This window comes from Methylocystis sp. SC2 (assembly GCF_000304315.1).
In the GTDB taxonomy this organism is placed as follows: Bacteria; Pseudomonadota; Alphaproteobacteria; order Rhizobiales; family Beijerinckiaceae; genus Methylocystis.
In genome coordinates, this window is record NC_018485.1 from 2,070,444 (window position 1) to 2,086,019 (window position 15,576).

18 protein-coding genes are annotated in these 15,576 nt (G+C 65.0%); 9 read left to right on the forward strand and 9 right to left on the reverse strand.

Annotation, left to right across the window (positions count from 1 at the left end; all coding sequences use genetic code 11):
• Positions 1-4: 4 nt before the first annotated feature.
• Both BN69_RS09970 and BN69_RS09975 read right to left on the reverse strand, forming a co-directional pair.
• A complete protein-coding gene (locus BN69_RS09970) occupies positions 5-1,315 on the reverse strand; it encodes a hemolysin family protein (RefSeq protein ID WP_014891474.1) in 1,311 nt (436 codons plus the stop codon).
• A gap of 196 nt (positions 1,316-1,511) precedes the next feature.
• A complete protein-coding gene (locus BN69_RS09975) occupies positions 1,512-1,937 on the reverse strand; it encodes an Hsp20 family protein (protein WP_014891475.1) in 426 nt (141 codons plus the stop codon).
• A gap of 173 nt (positions 1,938-2,110) precedes the next feature.
• Between BN69_RS09975 and BN69_RS09980 the strand changes: the two genes are divergently transcribed.
• Genes BN69_RS09980 through BN69_RS09990 form a run of 3 tightly spaced genes read left to right on the forward strand, consistent with a single transcriptional unit; the run spans position 2,111 to position 3,191 of the window.
• Positions 2,111-2,545 (forward strand): hypothetical protein, encoded by a 435-nt coding sequence (locus BN69_RS09980; RefSeq protein WP_041926918.1) that lies wholly within the window; start codon positions 2,111-2,113, stop codon positions 2,543-2,545.
• Between the two features lie 36 nt (positions 2,546-2,581).
• Positions 2,582-2,989: a DUF6460 domain-containing protein gene (locus BN69_RS09985; RefSeq protein ID WP_014891477.1), complete on the forward strand. Its 408-nt coding sequence runs from the start codon at positions 2,582-2,584 to the stop codon at positions 2,987-2,989.
• A gap of 7 nt (positions 2,990-2,996) precedes the next feature.
• On the forward strand, positions 2,997-3,191 hold the full coding sequence (locus BN69_RS09990) for a hypothetical protein (protein ID WP_041926919.1): 195 nt from the start codon (positions 2,997-2,999) through the stop codon (positions 3,189-3,191).
• On the opposite strand, the gene BN69_RS09995 is transcribed toward BN69_RS09990, so the two are convergent.
• The gene (locus BN69_RS09995; RefSeq protein WP_014891478.1) at positions 3,155-4,111 is read right to left on the reverse strand and encodes an extensin-like domain-containing protein; all 957 of its coding nucleotides are present in this window, start codon (positions 4,109-4,111) and stop codon (positions 3,155-3,157) included. The genes BN69_RS09990 and BN69_RS09995 overlap by 37 nt on opposite strands.
• Positions 4,112-5,486: 1,375 nt before the next feature.
• Between BN69_RS09995 and BN69_RS10005 the strand changes: the two genes are divergently transcribed.
• A complete protein-coding gene (locus BN69_RS10005) occupies positions 5,487-5,972 on the forward strand; it encodes an SH3 domain-containing protein (protein WP_158491307.1) in 486 nt (161 codons plus the stop codon).
• A gap of 118 nt (positions 5,973-6,090) precedes the next feature.
• Here BN69_RS10005 and BN69_RS10010 read toward each other — a convergent pair whose 3' ends face one another.
• From BN69_RS10010 to BN69_RS10035, 6 genes are all read right to left on the reverse strand, one after another.
• Complete coding sequence (locus BN69_RS10010; protein WP_041926921.1) at positions 6,091-6,501, reverse strand: DUF2852 domain-containing protein; 411 nt, start codon at positions 6,499-6,501, stop codon at positions 6,091-6,093.
• A 277-nt stretch (positions 6,502-6,778) separates the two neighbouring features.
• Complete coding sequence (gene minE, locus BN69_RS10015; RefSeq protein ID WP_014891483.1) at positions 6,779-7,099, reverse strand: cell division topological specificity factor MinE; 321 nt, start codon at positions 7,097-7,099, stop codon at positions 6,779-6,781.
• Entirely contained in the window at positions 7,096-7,911 is an 816-nt protein-coding gene (minD, locus tag BN69_RS10020) for a septum site-determining protein MinD (RefSeq protein ID WP_014891484.1), read from the reverse strand. The genes minE and minD overlap by 4 nt, the downstream gene beginning before the upstream one ends.
• A gap of 13 nt (positions 7,912-7,924) precedes the next feature.
• Complete coding sequence (gene minC, locus BN69_RS10025; RefSeq protein WP_014891485.1) at positions 7,925-8,725, reverse strand: septum site-determining protein MinC; 801 nt, start codon at positions 8,723-8,725, stop codon at positions 7,925-7,927.
• Positions 8,726-8,830: 105 nt separating this feature from the next.
• Entirely contained in the window at positions 8,831-9,451 is a 621-nt protein-coding gene (locus tag BN69_RS10030) for a TetR/AcrR family transcriptional regulator (RefSeq protein WP_014891486.1), read from the reverse strand.
• Positions 9,452-9,494: 43 nt separating this feature from the next.
• Positions 9,495-10,241: a YebC/PmpR family DNA-binding transcriptional regulator gene (locus BN69_RS10035; RefSeq protein WP_014891487.1), complete on the reverse strand. Its 747-nt coding sequence runs from the start codon at positions 10,239-10,241 to the stop codon at positions 9,495-9,497.
• A 124-nt stretch (positions 10,242-10,365) separates the two neighbouring features.
• Here BN69_RS10035 and BN69_RS10040 point away from each other — a divergent pair, with 124 nt between their 5' ends.
• The 5 genes from BN69_RS10040 (at position 10,366) to BN69_RS10060 (ending at position 15,420) form a co-directional block, all read left to right on the forward strand.
• Entirely contained in the window at positions 10,366-11,304 is a 939-nt protein-coding gene (locus BN69_RS10040) for an LOG family protein (RefSeq protein WP_014891488.1), read from the forward strand.
• Between the two features lie 78 nt (positions 11,305-11,382).
• Positions 11,383-11,793, forward strand: coding sequence for a YidB family protein (locus tag BN69_RS10045; RefSeq protein ID WP_473086663.1), 411 nt, complete (start codon positions 11,383-11,385; stop codon positions 11,791-11,793).
• A 210-nt stretch (positions 11,794-12,003) separates the two neighbouring features.
• On the forward strand, positions 12,004-12,987 hold the full coding sequence (gene gmd / locus BN69_RS10050) for a GDP-mannose 4,6-dehydratase (RefSeq protein ID WP_014891490.1): 984 nt from the start codon (positions 12,004-12,006) through the stop codon (positions 12,985-12,987).
• A gap of 19 nt (positions 12,988-13,006) precedes the next feature.
• The gene (locus BN69_RS10055; RefSeq protein WP_014891491.1) at positions 13,007-13,996 is read left to right on the forward strand and encodes an NAD-dependent epimerase/dehydratase family protein; all 990 of its coding nucleotides are present in this window, start codon (positions 13,007-13,009) and stop codon (positions 13,994-13,996) included.
• Positions 13,993-15,420 carry a glycosyltransferase family 4 protein gene (locus tag BN69_RS10060; protein WP_014891492.1) on the forward strand — a complete coding sequence of 476 codons (1,428 nt, stop codon included), beginning with the start codon at positions 13,993-13,995 and terminating at the stop codon, positions 15,418-15,420. The genes BN69_RS10055 and BN69_RS10060 overlap by 4 nt, the downstream gene beginning before the upstream one ends.
• Positions 15,421-15,576: the final 156 nt, after the last annotated feature.

Below are 15,576 nucleotides of genomic sequence, written 5' to 3' on the forward strand. Positions count from 1 at the left end.
TCGGTTAGCTTCTCTGCTGTGCGCCATTGTGGCTCTCGGCGGCAAGCTTGGACGCGAGCACTTTGTCGAGTCGGCGTCCGTCGAGGTCGATGACCTCGAAGCGCCATCCGAGCTTCTCCACGGTTTCGCCGAGAGTCGGAAAGCGAATGAGCCCGTCGAGGACAAGGCCGGCCACCGTTTCGAAGCTCCTGTTCTCGGGAAGCGAAACGTGCAGGAGCTCGGCCATTTCGTCGACCGGCATCCAGCCGGCGAGCAGCCAGCTGCCGTCTTCGCGCTGAAGCGCTTCGGGCTCCTCGTGCCCCTCGTCGGACCTGAACGCGCCGGCGATGGCGTCGAGAATATCGGCCGGCGTCACCACGCCTTCGAAATGGCCATATTCGTCGTGCACGAGCGCCATCGGCGTCTCGGCTTCGCGCAAGACATTCAGCGCGTCGAGCGCGTCGATCGAATCGGGCACGACCGGCGCCGACCGAACATGGGATTCGAGGTCGAGCGGCTCGCCGCGCAGCGCGGGCCCGAGCAGGTCTCGGATCAGCAGGACGCCGATCATGTCGTCCATGTCGCCGCGGCTGACGGGCAGGCGCGCATGGGACGTCTCGATGAGCTTCTCGCGCAGTACGTTCTCCGGCTCGCCGAGATTGAGCCAGTCGACCTCCGTGCGCGGGGTCATCAAGGCGCGCGCGGCGCGGTCGCCCAGGCGCAGCACGCCAGCGATCATCTGCTGTTCGTCGGCCTCGATCGCCCCCGCCGAATGCGCCTCGGCGACGAAGGTCTTGATTTCCTCGTCGGTGACCGAGGACTGAACCTCATTCGCCTGGCCGACGAACAGCAAGATGAGCTTCGTCGACTCATCGAGCAGCCAAACCACCGGCGTTCCCAGCGTGGAGAGCAACGTCATCGGCGCCGCCATGCGGCAGGCGATGGCTTCCGCATGGCGCAGCGCGATGTTTTTTGGCAGCAACTCGCCGATCACGACGGAAAGATAGGTGATGACGCCGATGACGCCGCCATAGCCGATCCAATCCGCCGCAGTCGCCGATACGCCAAGCGCGCGCAATTCTTGCGAAAGCCGCTGACCGAGCGCGGCGCCGGAAAAGGCGCCCGCGAGGATTCCGACGAGCGTGATCCCGATCTGCACGGTGGAGAGGAAGCGCCCCGGATCTTCCGCCAGCGCCAGGGCGGCGGCGGCGCCGGCGCGACCTTCGGCGGCCAAAGTCTTCAGCCGCACTTTGCGCGATGAAACGATGGCGAGTTCGGACAACGAGAAAATCCCGTTGATGAGGATCAACACAAGCGCGACGGCAAGTTCGAACATGACTCCTGATAGGGCTTTCTGCGCAGGCTCTCAAGCAAATGGCGCCGTCGCGCGCTGACGGCGACGACATTTGTCCCTGCAGGGTCTATTCCGCCGCAGAGACGGCCCTGGCCGGTCGGGAAAACGACGATTTGCCGCGGATCGTCGTTCGGCCGACCTGGCGTCGATCACATGAGTCGATGTGATCGGGAAGCGCTCAGTCGCGCGCCGCGATTTCGATCTTCTTGACCACCCGCTCCGGCTCGGGCCGCGCCAGATCGATGGAGAGCAGCCCGTTGACGAGATCGGCGCCGAGCACCTGCATCCCTTCAGCCAGGAGAAAGGCGCGCTGAAACTGCCGCGCGGCGATGCCGCGATGCAGGAAATGGCGCTCTCGGTCTTCGGTTTGGCGCCCGCGAATGACGAGCTGATTTTCTTCGAGCGAGACGTCGAGCTGATCGCGGGTGAAGCCCGCGACGGCCAGGGTGATCCGAAGCCGCTCCGGCGCGCTCTCGACGCGCGGAATGCGCTCGATATTATAGGGCGGGTAGCCGTCGGAGGCGGAGCGGGCGACGCGGTCGAGCGCCCGTTCGATCTCGTCGAAGCCGAGCAGAAACGGCGAATTGAGCGGCGGACGCGACATGTCGTTGAAGCCCTGTTGGCGCCTCTTCGGCCAGAGCCCGTAAAGCGCTCCGGCTACAGCTATATGGCCGGGCCGGCCGCGCCATTCAAGCGCGGCCGATGCGCGCCCCCGCCATTGACGCGCGAACGACAAACGCCCATGTGCGAGCAAGCTTTCCCTTCAGAGCGGCGACCATGGGCCGAGCACAGCATCTCTTCCTCGCGATCATCCTCGCCGCGTCATTCGGCGCGCCGGCGGTCGCCGAAACGCCGCCGCCGATCATCGCGCCCGACGGCGAACGCTTCACGCTGACCCCCGCCGAGGGCGGCTACGTCCGGCTGAATAAAGAGACCGGCGCTTTGTCCTATTGTGCGGTGAAGGACGGCGTCACGGCGTGTCGGCTCGGCGCCGAGGAGCGCGCCGCGTTTGAGGCGGAGATCGACCGGCTGCGCAAGGAGAACGCCGCGCTCAAAGCGCGCGCCGAGGCCGCGCCCGTCCCCCCGGCGGCCAGGCCGAACATGGCGCCGAGCGAGGAGGAGTTCGAACGCGCGCTCTCCTTTACCGAGCGCTTTCTGCGCCGCATAATGCGCCTCTTCCGCGAAGAGGCGTCGCCCGGCGGCGCTCTTTGAGGGCCAGAGGGAAGATGCATCCGCAGGAGCGCCCCAATGGCTGATCAGGGACCTTTCGCCAATTGGCCGCATCTCGACAAGCCGGGCCGGCTTGAGCGGCCGGAGGACCCGCGCGACGCGCCGCTCCTGCCGAGTTCCGACAAAATATCAGAGGAAACCAACCAGATGGCGTCGAACAACACGCTTGAAAACTTCCTCGGCGGCTCGCCGCTCAACACTTTCGCGCGGTTGCTCGTCATTTCGCTGGTCGTGGGCGCCCTGCTGATGTGGCTGGAACTGCGGCCGATCGACATTTTTCGCGGCGTCCAGGCGTTCTTCGACCGCATCTATCAGCTGGGCTTCGGCGCGGTGCGGGAGCTTGTCAGCTATGTGCTCGCCGGCGCCATTTTCGTCGTGCCGGCGTGGCTCGTCCTGCGGCTGATGAATATGGGCGCGAAGCGGTGAGGCGGCGATGAAACTGACTGTAGAGACCGAACAGGAAGCGGACGGCCGCTGGATCGCGGAAATCATGGAAATACCGGGCGTGCTGACCTATGCAGCCACCCGCGACGAGGCGCTCGCTCAGGCGGAGGCGCTCGCCTTGCGCGTGATCGCCGACCGCATGAGGACCTATAATCTCCTCCCCCGGCCGATGCTCGACGTCTGATCCGAATCGTCGATGAGCTGGCCGATGCCGTCGCGTCGCGGCGGCAGCGGCGGGGACGGCGGCGGCGCGTAGGCCTCGGGTCCGGCAAGCGATCCAAGCCCGTCGCGCGCGCCGACTCCTGGTCCCTCGAAAGCGGCGAGCGGCGGCTTGCCGGTCGTGTCATTGTCGGTCTCTTCCTCGGAGCCGGGCGCTGGCGCGCGACCTTGCGCGACGAGCGGCGAGGACTCCGGCGGCGGCAGCGTCTCCTGCGGCTCCGGCTTGCAGATGCTGCGTCCGGAGCGGCCGTGCAGCGCCAGATCGACGTGAATATGGTTGTAGTGGAAGGCGTTGGAGCCTGGCGACAACACCGTCGAGAAACGGCCGCAGGCGCCGCGATGCACGTCCATCAGAAAGGCGCGGGTCTGCGGGTCGCCGCGCCCCCAGTCGCGGACTAGCGTGATCTCGCGGCCGTCGGCGAGCGCGAAGCCGCCGATGTCCAGCGCATTGCCGAAGGAATGTTCAGACAGCTGCGCGCCGCGCTGATTGTTCATGCCGCGGCAGGCGTAGGAGCCCATCGAATTGATCTGAACCACCTGCTGTCCGAAGCGCGCCTGAGCGGCGGGCTGCACGGTGTCGGCGAGCCAGGCGTCGAGTTCCGCGACCATCGAACAGTCGAGCGTCGCGGTCGCATTGAAAGCGACGGCGCCGCCCTGAAGCGCCGTCACCTTGAACGGCCTGGTGAGGCCGCAAATGCCCGGACCGTCGACTTCCGGCGCGAGGGCGATGTATTCGGACGGGTTGACGCGTCTTTCCGCGAGACAGGCGTTTTCAGCCTGCGTGCGCCAGGCCGGCCGCTGCGGCTTTTGCCCGATCGAACAGCCGGACAGCGTCGTCGCGACGAGCGCCGGCACAAGCAGCGAGTGATGGGCGCGGCGGACCATGCCGCGAGGATGGGCGCCGGGCCGTTAATTCAGGGTCGAGAATTGTGGTTAACGCTCAAATATTTGAGGACTGTGGCGGCCGATCCACACGCCCGCACGCCGCACGGGAGGCGCTGCGCATGCGCGCGGCGGCGTGATCAGCGAGCAAATTTGCTCAAGCGCCGCTTCCATGTTTCGCCGGCCCTGAGTTCAGTCTTCAAAACCCATTTCCTTCGAATCGGCCTGATCGCCCGCGACGATGTCTTGTGAACGACTTCCGGTTCCGGTTCTTTCGCGCGCTGCGCCGTGAGAACCGGGGTTCCCGGTGCTGGCTGCGGCTTCACCTTTTTGGGCTCCGCAGGAACAGCCTCTGCAACCTTGGCCGGCTGCCGCACGCGGCGCGTCCGCGTTGATGCGCCTCTCGCCGGAGGATCGCTCATGACGTCCTTTTCCAGCAGGTTCGGGAGCACGCGCCCCCGGGGGCCATTCGGCTCCGGCGGAATTTGGGACCGTTCAGCCGCTCTGCCGCCGAAAACCGCGTCCGCCGCGTCTAGAGCCGCCAAATAGGTGGCGTCACGTTCGGCCTCGAGGGTCGCCGCAGCGCTCGGGTCCCTAAGACCCGGGTCTCTAAGAGATATGCTCCCAGCAGCATTCTCCGCCTCTTTGATCTTCCAGGGATTGGAAATCCGAGATTTGGGAGACCGACCTTTATATGCCGTTATGAACGGACGCGTGGGTTGGCGCATTGAAGCTGAAGTTCTTTCTGTTGACGTATATGGCAAGGAAGATCGTTTGAAAGACCCGCCTCGGCACAAGCGAAATCGAGTATTGACGCAACGCTGGGGCGTGACGCTCAGTCCAAGCGTCTGGGACGAAGGACGTCTGCTACATATAACGGAAAGGGCGCAACACGTCACCGTCAAGGCGCGCTGATGGCGTAAATCGGACATCGCCGATTGCGCCTTGTTCAGATCCTTGAAACAATTGCGCGCGCCTTTTGCTTGCCTTTGCTGGCGGCGACCCGAGCTTCGATCGACGAGACGCGCTTGGCGGACAATATAGAGTCCGAACCGAAATTCATCTTTCCCAAGACTAGCGCGCTCGCATCCGTTTTGAGCCGATCCGTCAGGCTGCGGACATACGCCGCGGCTGCGGGGTTTCGTCTTCCCGTCTCGGAAATATTGCAACCCCATCTAGAAAAGCTTCAGGTCTATCCTAACTGAAAAACCATCAAGCGCTGCGGTTTGTCTTTTTCTTGTCTCCTGAACAACGAATGAGCCGGAGCGTTGCTGAAAGACCCTCTAAGCGGATCTCAGTAACACCCACCATCCGCTCGCCTGATGTGTCGCACGATGTGAAGTCAGAGGTCAGTTGCGTTCATTTGGGAGATTTAACGATGCGAAACATGCTCGCTGCAGCGACGGTCGGCCTCGTCGCTTTTCTTGTCCAGGACATCGCTCAGGCGGCCACCGCCCAAAGTCCGGCCGTGCTACGCTCCGGACCAGGAACGTCGTGGCGTAGAATCGGTCAGGTTCCGGCGGGAGCCGATGTGCAGGTGTTGAGCTGCAACCCGGGCTGGCGTCACAGCTGGTGCCAGATCCGCTACGGTTCGAAGACGGGGTGGGTGAACGCGCCTGCGCTGGGGACGTCCGGATCGCAGGTCGTCATCGCCCCGGTCGTGACGACCGACGCAGCCAGTCTGAAACGGCGCGCCAGCATGTTTTCCTCGGTTATCACCGTGATTCCCGGCGGCAAGAAGGTCGATGTCCTGCGCTGTAGAAGTGGACTCGGCAGGGGCTGGTGCCGCGTGTCCTATCAGGGCAGGACCGGATTCGTCAGAGGGGGTCTTCTGACGCGCCAACGCTCCGTCATTCCCCGTTAAGAACGCGTGCGCGGCGAGAAAACCCAGCCGCGACGCCGGCGCGAAACTTCAAGGCGCAAATCGGACATCGCCGATTTGCGCCTCTTCTGTTCAGGTCAGGCTCGCTCCCCTTGAGCGACTACGCGCCTTTATCCTCGCCCTTACGGCCGCGCATAAAGGATTCGAACTCTTCGCGGTCGCGGGCGCGGCGCAGCTGGTCGATGTGCTCGGCGAAGTCGCGTTCCGCTTCGGCGAGCTTGCGGCGCTCTTCCTCGAGGCGCGCGAGTTCGCCTTCGCGCCATTCGTCGAAGGCGACATTGCCGGTCGAGCGCATGAAGGAGGGGCCGCCCCAAGCGGCCGAACCCTCCCGAGCGACGCCGCTCACGGCGTCTTTCACCCGCGCGCCCTGCTCCTGCGCGAAGGCGAAGAAATCGCCCTCAAAGCCCTGGCTGCGCTGCCAAAGCTTCCAGACCAGCAAAGCGAGGCCGAGCGGCCAGAAGATGAAAAAGCCAAGGATCACCGCCGCGATCTCATAGGGCCTCCAGGACATTCGTCCGCAATGCCAGGAGGGCGATCCGCCCGCTCCGGATGACGACATGCGAGAATAACGATGGCAGCTCATGATGGGCTCCAGTTGGTCAACGGCGCGCCCGCGCCAAAGCGGGGCCGACACCAATGTAATATGCATTAACATAGGCGCAAGGGAAAGCGCCGCGCGACGAAAATCGGCGCGGCGCCGTCACGCGCTTGCGGTCGACGGGCGCGGAGGGGTTGTCGAGCCGCGCCGCCGGAACGGCTCGGAAGCGGAGGCGTCTCGCGTCGAAAAGTCAGGCCGCCTGGCCGCTCAGATCATCTTCAAGCACGGCGTCGTCGGCGAACGCCGCGTTGTTTTGGCGCGTCGCCTCCGGCTCGATTTCGATGTCGATTTCGAGCAGCGACATGTCTTCCTTGCGATGCATCTTCACCATGACCTTTTCGGGGTCGACGCTGATATGCTTGGAGATCGCGATGAGGACTTCCTTGTGCAGCACGGCGATGAGATCCGAATCGCGCGCCGATTTGCGTTCATGCGCGAGAAGGATCTGCAGGCGCTCGCGCGCAACCGGCGCGGTGGCGCCGCGTCGCCCGAACAATCCGAAAATATTCATGCCGCCCTCCGACCAAAGAGCCGAACGAAAAGTCCCCTCTTGTCAGCGGGAATGTTCACCGGCAGTTTTTCGCCGCACAGCCTCTTCGCCGCTTCCGAATAGGCGCGGGCCGCGGGGCTCATGGCGTTGTGAAGAATGATGGGCGCGCCGACGTTCGAGGCGCGCAGAACGTCTTCGCTCTCCGGCACGATTCCAAGCAGCGGTATCGAGAGAATTTCGAGCACGTCGTCGACGCTGAGCATCTCGCCGCGGCCCGCGCGCTGCGCGTCGTAGCGCGTCAGCAGCAGATGCTTCTCGACGCGTTCGCCCTTTTCGGCGCGTTCGGTCTTGGCGTCGAGCAGTCCGATGATGCGATCGGAATCGCGCACCGAGGAGACTTCCGGATTGGCGACGACCACCGCGACGTCGGCGAAGCGCATCGCGAGCGTCGCGCCGCGTTCGATGCCGGCGGGACTGTCGCAGACGATCCAGTCGAATTTTTCGCGCAATTCGCCGATGACGCGCTGCACGCCCTCTTCGGTCAAGGCGTCCTTGTCGCGCGTCTGCGACGCCGGCAGCAGATAGAGATTGTTCAAGCGCTTGTCGCGGATGAGCGCCTGATGCAGCTTGGCGTCGCCCTGGGCGACGTTGATGAGATCAAAGACCACGCGCCGCTCGGCGCCCATGACGAGATCGAGGTTGCGCAGACCGACGTCGAAGTCGACGACCGCGACCTTATGACCCTGTTGGGCCAGCGCGGCCCCGAGAGCCGCGGTTGACGTTGTCTTTCCGACGCCCCCTTTGCCGGAGGTCACCACCAAAGTCTTGGCCATTGTTCGTCCTCTCTTAATCGAGCCGCGCGATCTTAACCGTCTCGTTTTCGAGCCAAGCCTGAATGGATTGGCTCTGAACATTCGCCGAGATCTCGTCAGCGGTGAGATAAACGCCGCAAACCGAGAGCAACTCGGCTTCGAGCTTGCGGCAGAAAATTCGCGCGCGCTTTTCGCCATAGGCGCCGGCCATCGCGCGGCCGCGCAGCGTTCCGTAGATGTGCACGGAGCCGCCCGCCATGATTTCCGCGCCCGACGCGACGGAGCCGATCACGGTCACGTCGCCGTCCGGGTGATAAATCGACTGACCGGAGCGCACCGGCTCCAGCAGAATTAGCGGCGCAGCCGATGGAGCCGGCGGCTCCGACGGTTTGACGTCGACGGCCGGCGCGCCGCCGGCGCCGAGCGCGTTGGCGATATCCTCGAAGGCTGCTTCTTCGCTTGGGGTCAGCGTTCCAGGATTTACGTCTTTGGCGCGCGTTGCGCCGACGTCCGGCGGCGGTTGCGGGGTGGCGCGACCGCCGGCCAGAATCGGCGGCAGATCGTCGCAAGCCCAGGACGGGTCGACGCCCGACAGTCCCATGACGCGAATGCCGCGCCGGGCGAGATTTTCGAGGAGTTCGGTGAGTTGCGGTCGCTCGAGCGTCAATTTGGCGAGGTCGATGACGATCGATTTCCGGCTGAAGAAGGCGGGCGACTGCTCAAGCAACGCGTCCAGCTGCTCGAACCAGCCTTCGATCGGCTGCTCTGGCTCCAGCGTCAGAACGGGAAAGGACCTGCCTCTGAAGCGGATATGTCGGGATGACGCTTGCGGCACGGGAGCCCTCACGCAATTAAGATTTGCGTTATTTGAGGGCGTTAACGTTAATGAAGGATTAAAGCGCGCGGGTAAATTTGACGCTCATCGCGTTTTATCAAGAGATTATGCCGGCGCGGCTTTGGCGCGCGCCGCGGCGCTCTCCATGACGCCTTGCGCGGCGCTCTCGAGCACCAGCGCCGGATCCGCGCTTTTGACAGGGTCGAAATGGCCGGAAATCGTCAGCATCGCGACGCCATGCGCCAGCGACCATATTTGCAGCGCCGCATAGCGCGCGCCTTGCGCCGGCGCGCCCGCCTGCTGCAGCCAGGCGACCACGGCGCGCCAAAGGATTTCGAGCGCATGATCGGCGGCGCCGCCCGCTCCCGGATCGGCGAGCGTCTGCGCCTGCGCGAACATCGCCGCGTAGAGCCCCGGTTCGTCGCGTGCGAATTTGAGATAGGCGGCGCACATGGCGCGCATCGCGCTTTTGGCGTCGGGCCGGCCTTCGTCCCACGCCGTTTCGATTCGCGCGCCAAAGGTCTCGAAACCGCGGCGCGCCAGTTCGCTCATCAGCGCGTCGCGGCCGCTGAAGTGACGGTAGGGCGCGGCGGCTGAAACGCCGGCGCGGCGCGCGGCTTCGGTGAGCGTCAGCGCCGATGGTCCGCCTTCGGCGAGAATCTCCAGAGCGGCGTCGATCAGCGCCTGTTTGAGAGACCCGTGGTGATAGCCTCGCTTATTGCGCATCTCTCACCCCGGCGCGGATCGGCGTCATCGCCCCGTCGCCGGGTTATCCCGAGAGCTTGGCGACGAGCGCGTCGGAAACCTCGAAATTGGCGTAGACGTTCTGCACGTCGTCATTGTCCTCGAGCAAGCCGACGAGCTTGAGGATTTTCTCGCCCGACTCATCGTCGACCTTGATCGTGTTCTGCGGGCGCCAGACGAGCGCCGCCTTGCGCGGCTCGCCGAATTTCTCCTCGAGAGCCCTGGCGACGTCGCGCAGCGATTCGACGGACGTGATCACTTCATGGGCTTCGTCGGTCGTCGAGACGTCGTCGGCGCCGGCGTCGATCGCCGCCTCCATCATCGCGTCCTCGGTCGCCGCCTTCTTGTCGAATTCGACGAGGCCGACGCGATCGAACATGAAAGAGACGGCGCCGGTCTCGGCGAGCGCGCCGCCGGCCTTGGTGAAATAGGAGCGCACCTCGCCAGCCGTGCGGTTGCGATTGTCGGTCAGGGCCTCGATGATCACCGCGACGCCGCCGGGCGCGTAACCCTCGTAGCGCACCTCATCGTAATTTTCGGCGTCGGCGCCCGAGGCCTTCTTGATCGCGCGCTCGATATTGTCCTTTGGCATGTTCTCCGCCCGGGCGGCGAGAACGGCGGCGCGCAGCCGCGCGTTCATATTCGGGTCGGGCAGTCCCATCTTGGCGGCGACGGTGATTTCTCGGGCGAGCTTTGAAAACAGTTTGGAGCGGATCGCGTCCTGCTTGCCCTTCTTGTGCATGATATTCTTGAATTGACTATGCCCGGCCATGCGCTTCCGCCCTGCTCCTCGATCAATCTTCGCCGTCCGGCGTCCGGCGGGTCATATACGCCGGACGTATCCGGAAATAAAGAAAAGCGCCAAGGAGAGATATGAGACGCCAAGGAGAGCATGGTTGAGCGCAAACGATGAAGAGCGAGATTTTCGGCCTGAGCCCGATGGGCGGGCTCCGTCCGCACTCCCCGCGCCGCACATTCCTGACCTCGCCGCCGCCAAGCGCCTGCAGGCGATTCTGTCCAGCCCGTCCTATCGCAAGGCCGACGAGGACATTCATTTCCTGACTTCGGCGGAAGCCCGCGGCCCCCGACTGGAGCTGGAATATCTCAAGGCCGAACTGCTGCTGCGGCGCCATGGCGTCACCGATACGATCGTCGTCTTCGGCTCGACTCGCATCGTCGAACCCGCCTTGGCCGAAAGCCGCCTCGCCGAAGCGCAGGCGCGCGCGACGGCCCATCCCGAGGACGCGACCCTCGCCGGACAGCTGACGGCGGCGAAACGCGCCCGAGAAAATTCGCGCTATTATCAGATCGCCCGCGAGTTCGGCGGGCTCGTCGGCGCCGCGCGGGAGAGCGGCGACTGGCCGCGCCTCGCGATCGTCACCGGCGGCGGACCGGGCATTATGGAGGCGGCGAACCGCGGCGCCTTCGAGGCCGGCGCGGAGACGGTGGGGCTCAACATCACGCTCCCCCACGAGCAGTTGCCCAACAGCTATGTCACGCCGTCGCTTTGCCTGCGCTTTCGCTATTTTGCGCTGCGCAAGCTGCATTTCATGCTGCGCGCGCGGGCGCTGGTCGCCTTTCCGGGCGGCTTTGGCACGTTCGACGAATTGTTCGAGACGCTCACGCTGGTGCAGACCGGCAAGGTCAAGCCGATCCCGATTATTCTCGTGGGGGAAAACTATTGGCGACGCGCCTTTGACGTCGATTTCCTGGTCGACGAGGGCGTGATCGACGCGCAAGACCGCCATCTTTTCCGCTATGCCGAAAGCGCTGCGGACATTTGGGCGGAAATCCGGCGCTGGGGCGAACGCAAGGAGGATCTCCTATTCGAATGAAGGCCTTGGCCTGCGTCGGCGATCGCCGCCCGATCGCCCGCCCGGTTCCCTGCCCGATCGCCCGCCATTGTAAAGCCTATGCCCCGCCTTATCTCAGCTAACGCGGCGCAAGGCGCGCGCCTTGTCAAAAAAGGGAGATTGACCATGAGTTGGCTCAAAGCCATCGCGGGCGGCGTGATCGGCGCCGAAGCGCTGAACCTTATCAAGGATTATGTGGAGAAGCAGGGCGGCCTCGACGGCGTCGTCAAGAATTTCGAGAACTCCGGACTGGGGAAGCAGATCCACTCCTGGGTCGGGCTCGGTCCCAATGAAAAGATCAGCGAGATGGACATCAGCAAGGTGATCAACGCCGACAAGCTGATGGAAATCGCCAAGAACGCCGGCGTCGACATCGACAAGGCGAAAGCGCTTCTCGCCCAGTATTTGCCGGAAGTGATCGACAAGGCGACGCCGGAAGGTAAACTGCCGCCGCCCGACAAGCCGGCCTAAGCGGACCAGCGCCGTTCTCGACGCTGCCGGCGGCGGGGCCTGCCGCCGTCCGGCCTGTTCTCGCCCACGCTCTTGCTTCAGGCGCCTTGATTCTGTAATTGCGTCGCGCGCCCCCTTTTGCGCCCGCGCCAGGGCGGGAAACGCCATGAGGCCGCGCCGCGGCGGGGGTTTCGCCTTCGCCACGGCCCGCCAATTTGAATAGGACCATTAATGACCAAGCGCGCGCTGGTGACCGGCGTTACAGGACAGGACGGCGCCTATCTCTCGCAGTTTCTTCTCGACAAGGGCTATGAAGTGCATGGCGTGGTGCGGCGCTCGTCGCACCGGGGAGTCGAGGACCATCGCCTGCGTTGGCTCGGCATCAGCGGCAAGCTGAATCTGCACGACGCCGATCTCGCCGATCTCTCCAGCCTGCTGCGCACCGTGCAGGAGATTCAGCCGGACGAAATCTACAATCTCGCGGCGCAGTCCTATGTCGCATCTTCCTGGCGCCAGCCCCTCCTCACCGCGAACGTCACCGGCGTCGGCGTGACCAATGTGCTTGAGGCGATGCGGCTCGGCGCGCCCAAAGCGCGCTTCTACCAGGCGTCGTCCTCGGAAATGTACGGACTCATCCAGGAGCCGATGCAGAGCGAGAAGACGCCCTTCTACCCGCGCAGTCCCTATGCCGTGGCGAAGCTCTACGGCCATTGGATCACGGTGAACTATCGCGAGAGCTTCGGCCTTCACGCCTCCTCCGGCATTCTCTTCAATCATGAAAGCCCGCTGCGCGGCGTCGAATTCGTCACCCGCAAGGTGACGACCGGCGTCGCCGCAATCAAACTCGGCCTCGCCACGGAGTTGCGGCTCGGCAATATCGACGCCAAGCGCGACTGGGGGCACGCCAAGGATTACGTGCGGGCCATGTGGTTGATGCTGCAGCAGGAGAAGCCGGACGATTACGTCGTCGCGACCGGCGTCACCACCACGGTGCGCGATATGTGCCACATCGCTTTCGAGCACGCCGGCCTCGACATGGAGAAATTCGTCATCATCGACCCGGCGTTCTACCGTCCGGCCGAAGTGGACGTCTTGCTTGGCGATTCGAGCAAGGCGCGGCAGGTTCTTGGCTGGAAGCCGGAGATCGATCTTCGCGAAATGATCTGCGAGATGGTCGACGCCGATCTCGCGCGGCTGCGGCGCGAGTCGGCCTAACCTGAAAAGGGCGCCCGCAATGGCCGCCTTCGAGCGCATCTTGGTGACGGGCGGCGCCGGATTTGTCGGCGGCCACCTCTGCGCGGCGCTGGCCGCGGCCTATCCGCAGGCGACGCTGTCGCTGCTGCTGCGTCCAGGCGAACGCGGCGGCCATCCAGCCTTTGAAGCGACCGCCGCCGACCTCACCGACGAGCCGGCGATCGACGCGCTGATTGCGCGGGCGCGCCCCGATCTCGTCGTGCATCTTGCGGGTCAGGCGTCGATCGGGCAGGCGCCGCACGCCGCCGAAATGACCTGGCGGGCGAATTTTCACGGCTCCTTCGCGCTCGGCTCGGCGGTCGCCCGGAACTGCCCGACGGCGGCGTTTCTCTTCGCCTCGACGGCGGCCGCCTATGGCGCGAGCTTTCGCGACGGGGTCCTGAACGAGGACGCTCCGTTGCAGCCGATGGACGTCTACAGCCGCTCCAAGGTCGCCGCCGAGAGCGCGCTTTGCGATCTTCTCGCCGCCAAAGCGCGGCTCATTGTGGCGCGGCCGGTCAATCATTCAGGACCCGGCCAGCGCAATCGCAATTTCGCTCTCGCCTCCTTCGCCGCCCAGATCGCGGCGATCGAGACCGGCCGCGCCGAGCCCCGCCTCATGGTCGGCGATCTCTCCAAGGCCCGCGATTTCCTCGACGTGCGCGACGTCGTCGACGCCTATATGCGGCTGATCGAAAAAGCGCGGGATCTGCCCGCCTCCGTCTCTATCTTCAACATCGCCTCCGGCACGGCGCATCGCCTGGAAGCGCTGCTCGAGCGGTTGCGGGGGCGGGCCAAGGCGCAATTTGCGATCGAGGTCGATCCGACGCTGCTGCGCCCCGCAAGCGACATCGCCAGCGTCGCCTGCGACGCGACGAGACTGATCGAAGCGACCGGCTGGCGTCCCCGCCACGACATTGACGACATGCTGCAGGCGCTTCTCGACGACGCCCGCGCGGCCCAAACGCAGGCCGCAACGACGACGTCATGAGCGAGCGGCAAAACCGAGATCCCGAGCAGGCGCGCGAACGCATCCGCCTGCTCGAATTTCAGCTCGATCATTTGCGCGCCGAACTCCTGCACCTGACTCATGAGCGCCATCGGCTGATCTACTCGGTCTCCGGCCACATCTATCGCTTTCTTCGGCCCATCGAAGCCTTCCTGGCCGACGCCGCGAACGCTCTCGTCGCGCGCTTTCGCCCAACGCCGTCCGACGCGACGACGCCATCGACGTCCGGCGCGGGCGCGCCGGCCTTTCGAGGCGCGCCGCTGCCGGCGCGACGGCTGCTGGTCGATGTCACGGGAACGATCAAGCGCGACGCCGGCACCGGCATTCAGCGCGTCGTCAAGGAAGTGACGCGCGGCCTCTCTAGCGGCGAAAGCTTCGATATGCCGGCGCTGGCGGTTCGCTGCGAGTGCGGCCGGCTGCTGACCGCCAACGGCTTCGTCGCGGAACTCGTCGGCGGCGACGCCGCGCCCGACTCCGAGATCGCGATCGCCGGCGGCGACCGCTTTCTGATGCTTTCCGACAGCTGGAACGCCTTCGACGAACTCGCGCCGATTTTCGCGAAGATTCGGGACGAGGGCGGCGAGGTCGTCACCTGCGTCTTCGATCTCATCCCAGAGCTTTATCCGCACGCCTGCCACGAGGTGACGGTGCCGCGCTATCGCGCCTGGCTGCGCAAGGCGCTCATCGAAAGCGACAGTTTCCTGGCCATTTCGCAAACGGTCGCCAATGAACTCGCCGACTATGTCGCCGCGCAGGGGCTGCCGCATCGTCCCGGCCTCAAGATCGGCTGGTTTCACTGCGGCTGCGATCTCGCGCTGCGGGCGGACGCCGCGCCGCGCGACAAGGTCAAAGCGGCGGTCGCCGGCGACGCCCCGCTCTTTCTCGCCGTGGGCACGATCGAACCGCGCAAGGGTCAGCGCGTCGCGCTTCGCGCCTTTGAAGAACTCTGGGCGAGGGGCCGCGACGTCCGCATCGTCTTCGTCGGCCGGCGCGGCTGGTTTGAAGAAGCGGTGGCGAGCGAAATTCTCGAACACGAAGAATTCGGCCGTCGGCTGTTCTGGTTCGACGATTCGGACGACGACGAGCTTTCGTTTCTCTACGATCGCGCGGCGGCGCTGATCTTCCCGTCCTATGCGGAAGGTTTCGGTCTGCCGATCGTCGAGGCGGCGCGGCGCGGCCGGCCGGTGATCTGCAGCGATATCCCGGTCTTTCGCGAGGTCGGAGGGGCCGGCGCGCTGTATTTTCGGGTCAATGACGCGAGGGCGCTGGCCGAGACGATCGCCGACTTTCTCGACGGCCGCCGCGTCGCCGACCCGGACCTGGTCCTGCGCGTCGCCTGGCGCGACGCCGCGCGGCGCATCGTCGAGGTGGTCGCGCGCGAGGACTGGAGCCGGCGCCTGCGTTAGCCTGCCGGTTTGCGTTGCAGCATGAGAATCGCCGCATTTCCGCGCTCCGTGAAAGCATGGTAGAGAGGCGCCAATTGGTCGTGCGGCCCGGCCAGCGCCCGCGCGGCGCGCTGGGCCGCACGACTTTTCGCTTCCAATGCGGGTAGGGCCTTCGCC

Coding starts and splice junctions, on each gene's coding strand:
- BN69_RS09970 (WP_014891474.1), bottom strand. CDS start 1,315: ATGTTCGAACTTGCCGTCGCGCTTGTGTTGATCCTCATCAACGGGATT.
- BN69_RS09975 (WP_014891475.1), bottom strand. CDS start 1,937: ATGTCGCGTCCGCCGCTCAATTCGCCGTTTCTGCTCGGCTTCGACGAG.
- BN69_RS09980 (WP_041926918.1), top strand. CDS start 2,111: ATGGGCCGAGCACAGCATCTCTTCCTCGCGATCATCCTCGCCGCGTCA.
- BN69_RS09985 (WP_014891477.1), top strand. CDS start 2,582: ATGGCTGATCAGGGACCTTTCGCCAATTGGCCGCATCTCGACAAGCCG.
- BN69_RS09990 (WP_041926919.1), top strand. CDS start 2,997: ATGAAACTGACTGTAGAGACCGAACAGGAAGCGGACGGCCGCTGGATC.
- BN69_RS09995 (WP_014891478.1), bottom strand. CDS start 4,111: ATGGTCCGCCGCGCCCATCACTCGCTGCTTGTGCCGGCGCTCGTCGCG.
- BN69_RS10005 (WP_158491307.1), top strand. CDS start 5,487: ATGCGAAACATGCTCGCTGCAGCGACGGTCGGCCTCGTCGCTTTTCTT.
- BN69_RS10010 (WP_041926921.1), bottom strand. CDS start 6,501: ATGTCCTGGAGGCCCTATGAGATCGCGGCGGTGATCCTTGGCTTTTTC.
- minE (WP_014891483.1), bottom strand. CDS start 7,099: ATGAATATTTTCGGATTGTTCGGGCGACGCGGCGCCACCGCGCCGGTT.
- minD (WP_014891484.1), bottom strand. CDS start 7,911: ATGGCCAAGACTTTGGTGGTGACCTCCGGCAAAGGGGGCGTCGGAAAG.
- BN69_RS10030 (WP_014891486.1), bottom strand. CDS start 9,451: ATGCGCAATAAGCGAGGCTATCACCACGGGTCTCTCAAACAGGCGCTG.
- BN69_RS10035 (WP_014891487.1), bottom strand. CDS start 10,241: ATGGCCGGGCATAGTCAATTCAAGAATATCATGCACAAGAAGGGCAAG.
- BN69_RS10045 (WP_473086663.1), top strand. CDS start 11,383: ATGCCCCGCCTTATCTCAGCTAACGCGGCGCAAGGCGCGCGCCTTGTC.
- gmd (WP_014891490.1), top strand. CDS start 12,004: ATGACCAAGCGCGCGCTGGTGACCGGCGTTACAGGACAGGACGGCGCC.
- BN69_RS10055 (WP_014891491.1), top strand. CDS start 13,007: ATGGCCGCCTTCGAGCGCATCTTGGTGACGGGCGGCGCCGGATTTGTC.
- BN69_RS10060 (WP_014891492.1), top strand. CDS start 13,993: ATGAGCGAGCGGCAAAACCGAGATCCCGAGCAGGCGCGCGAACGCATC.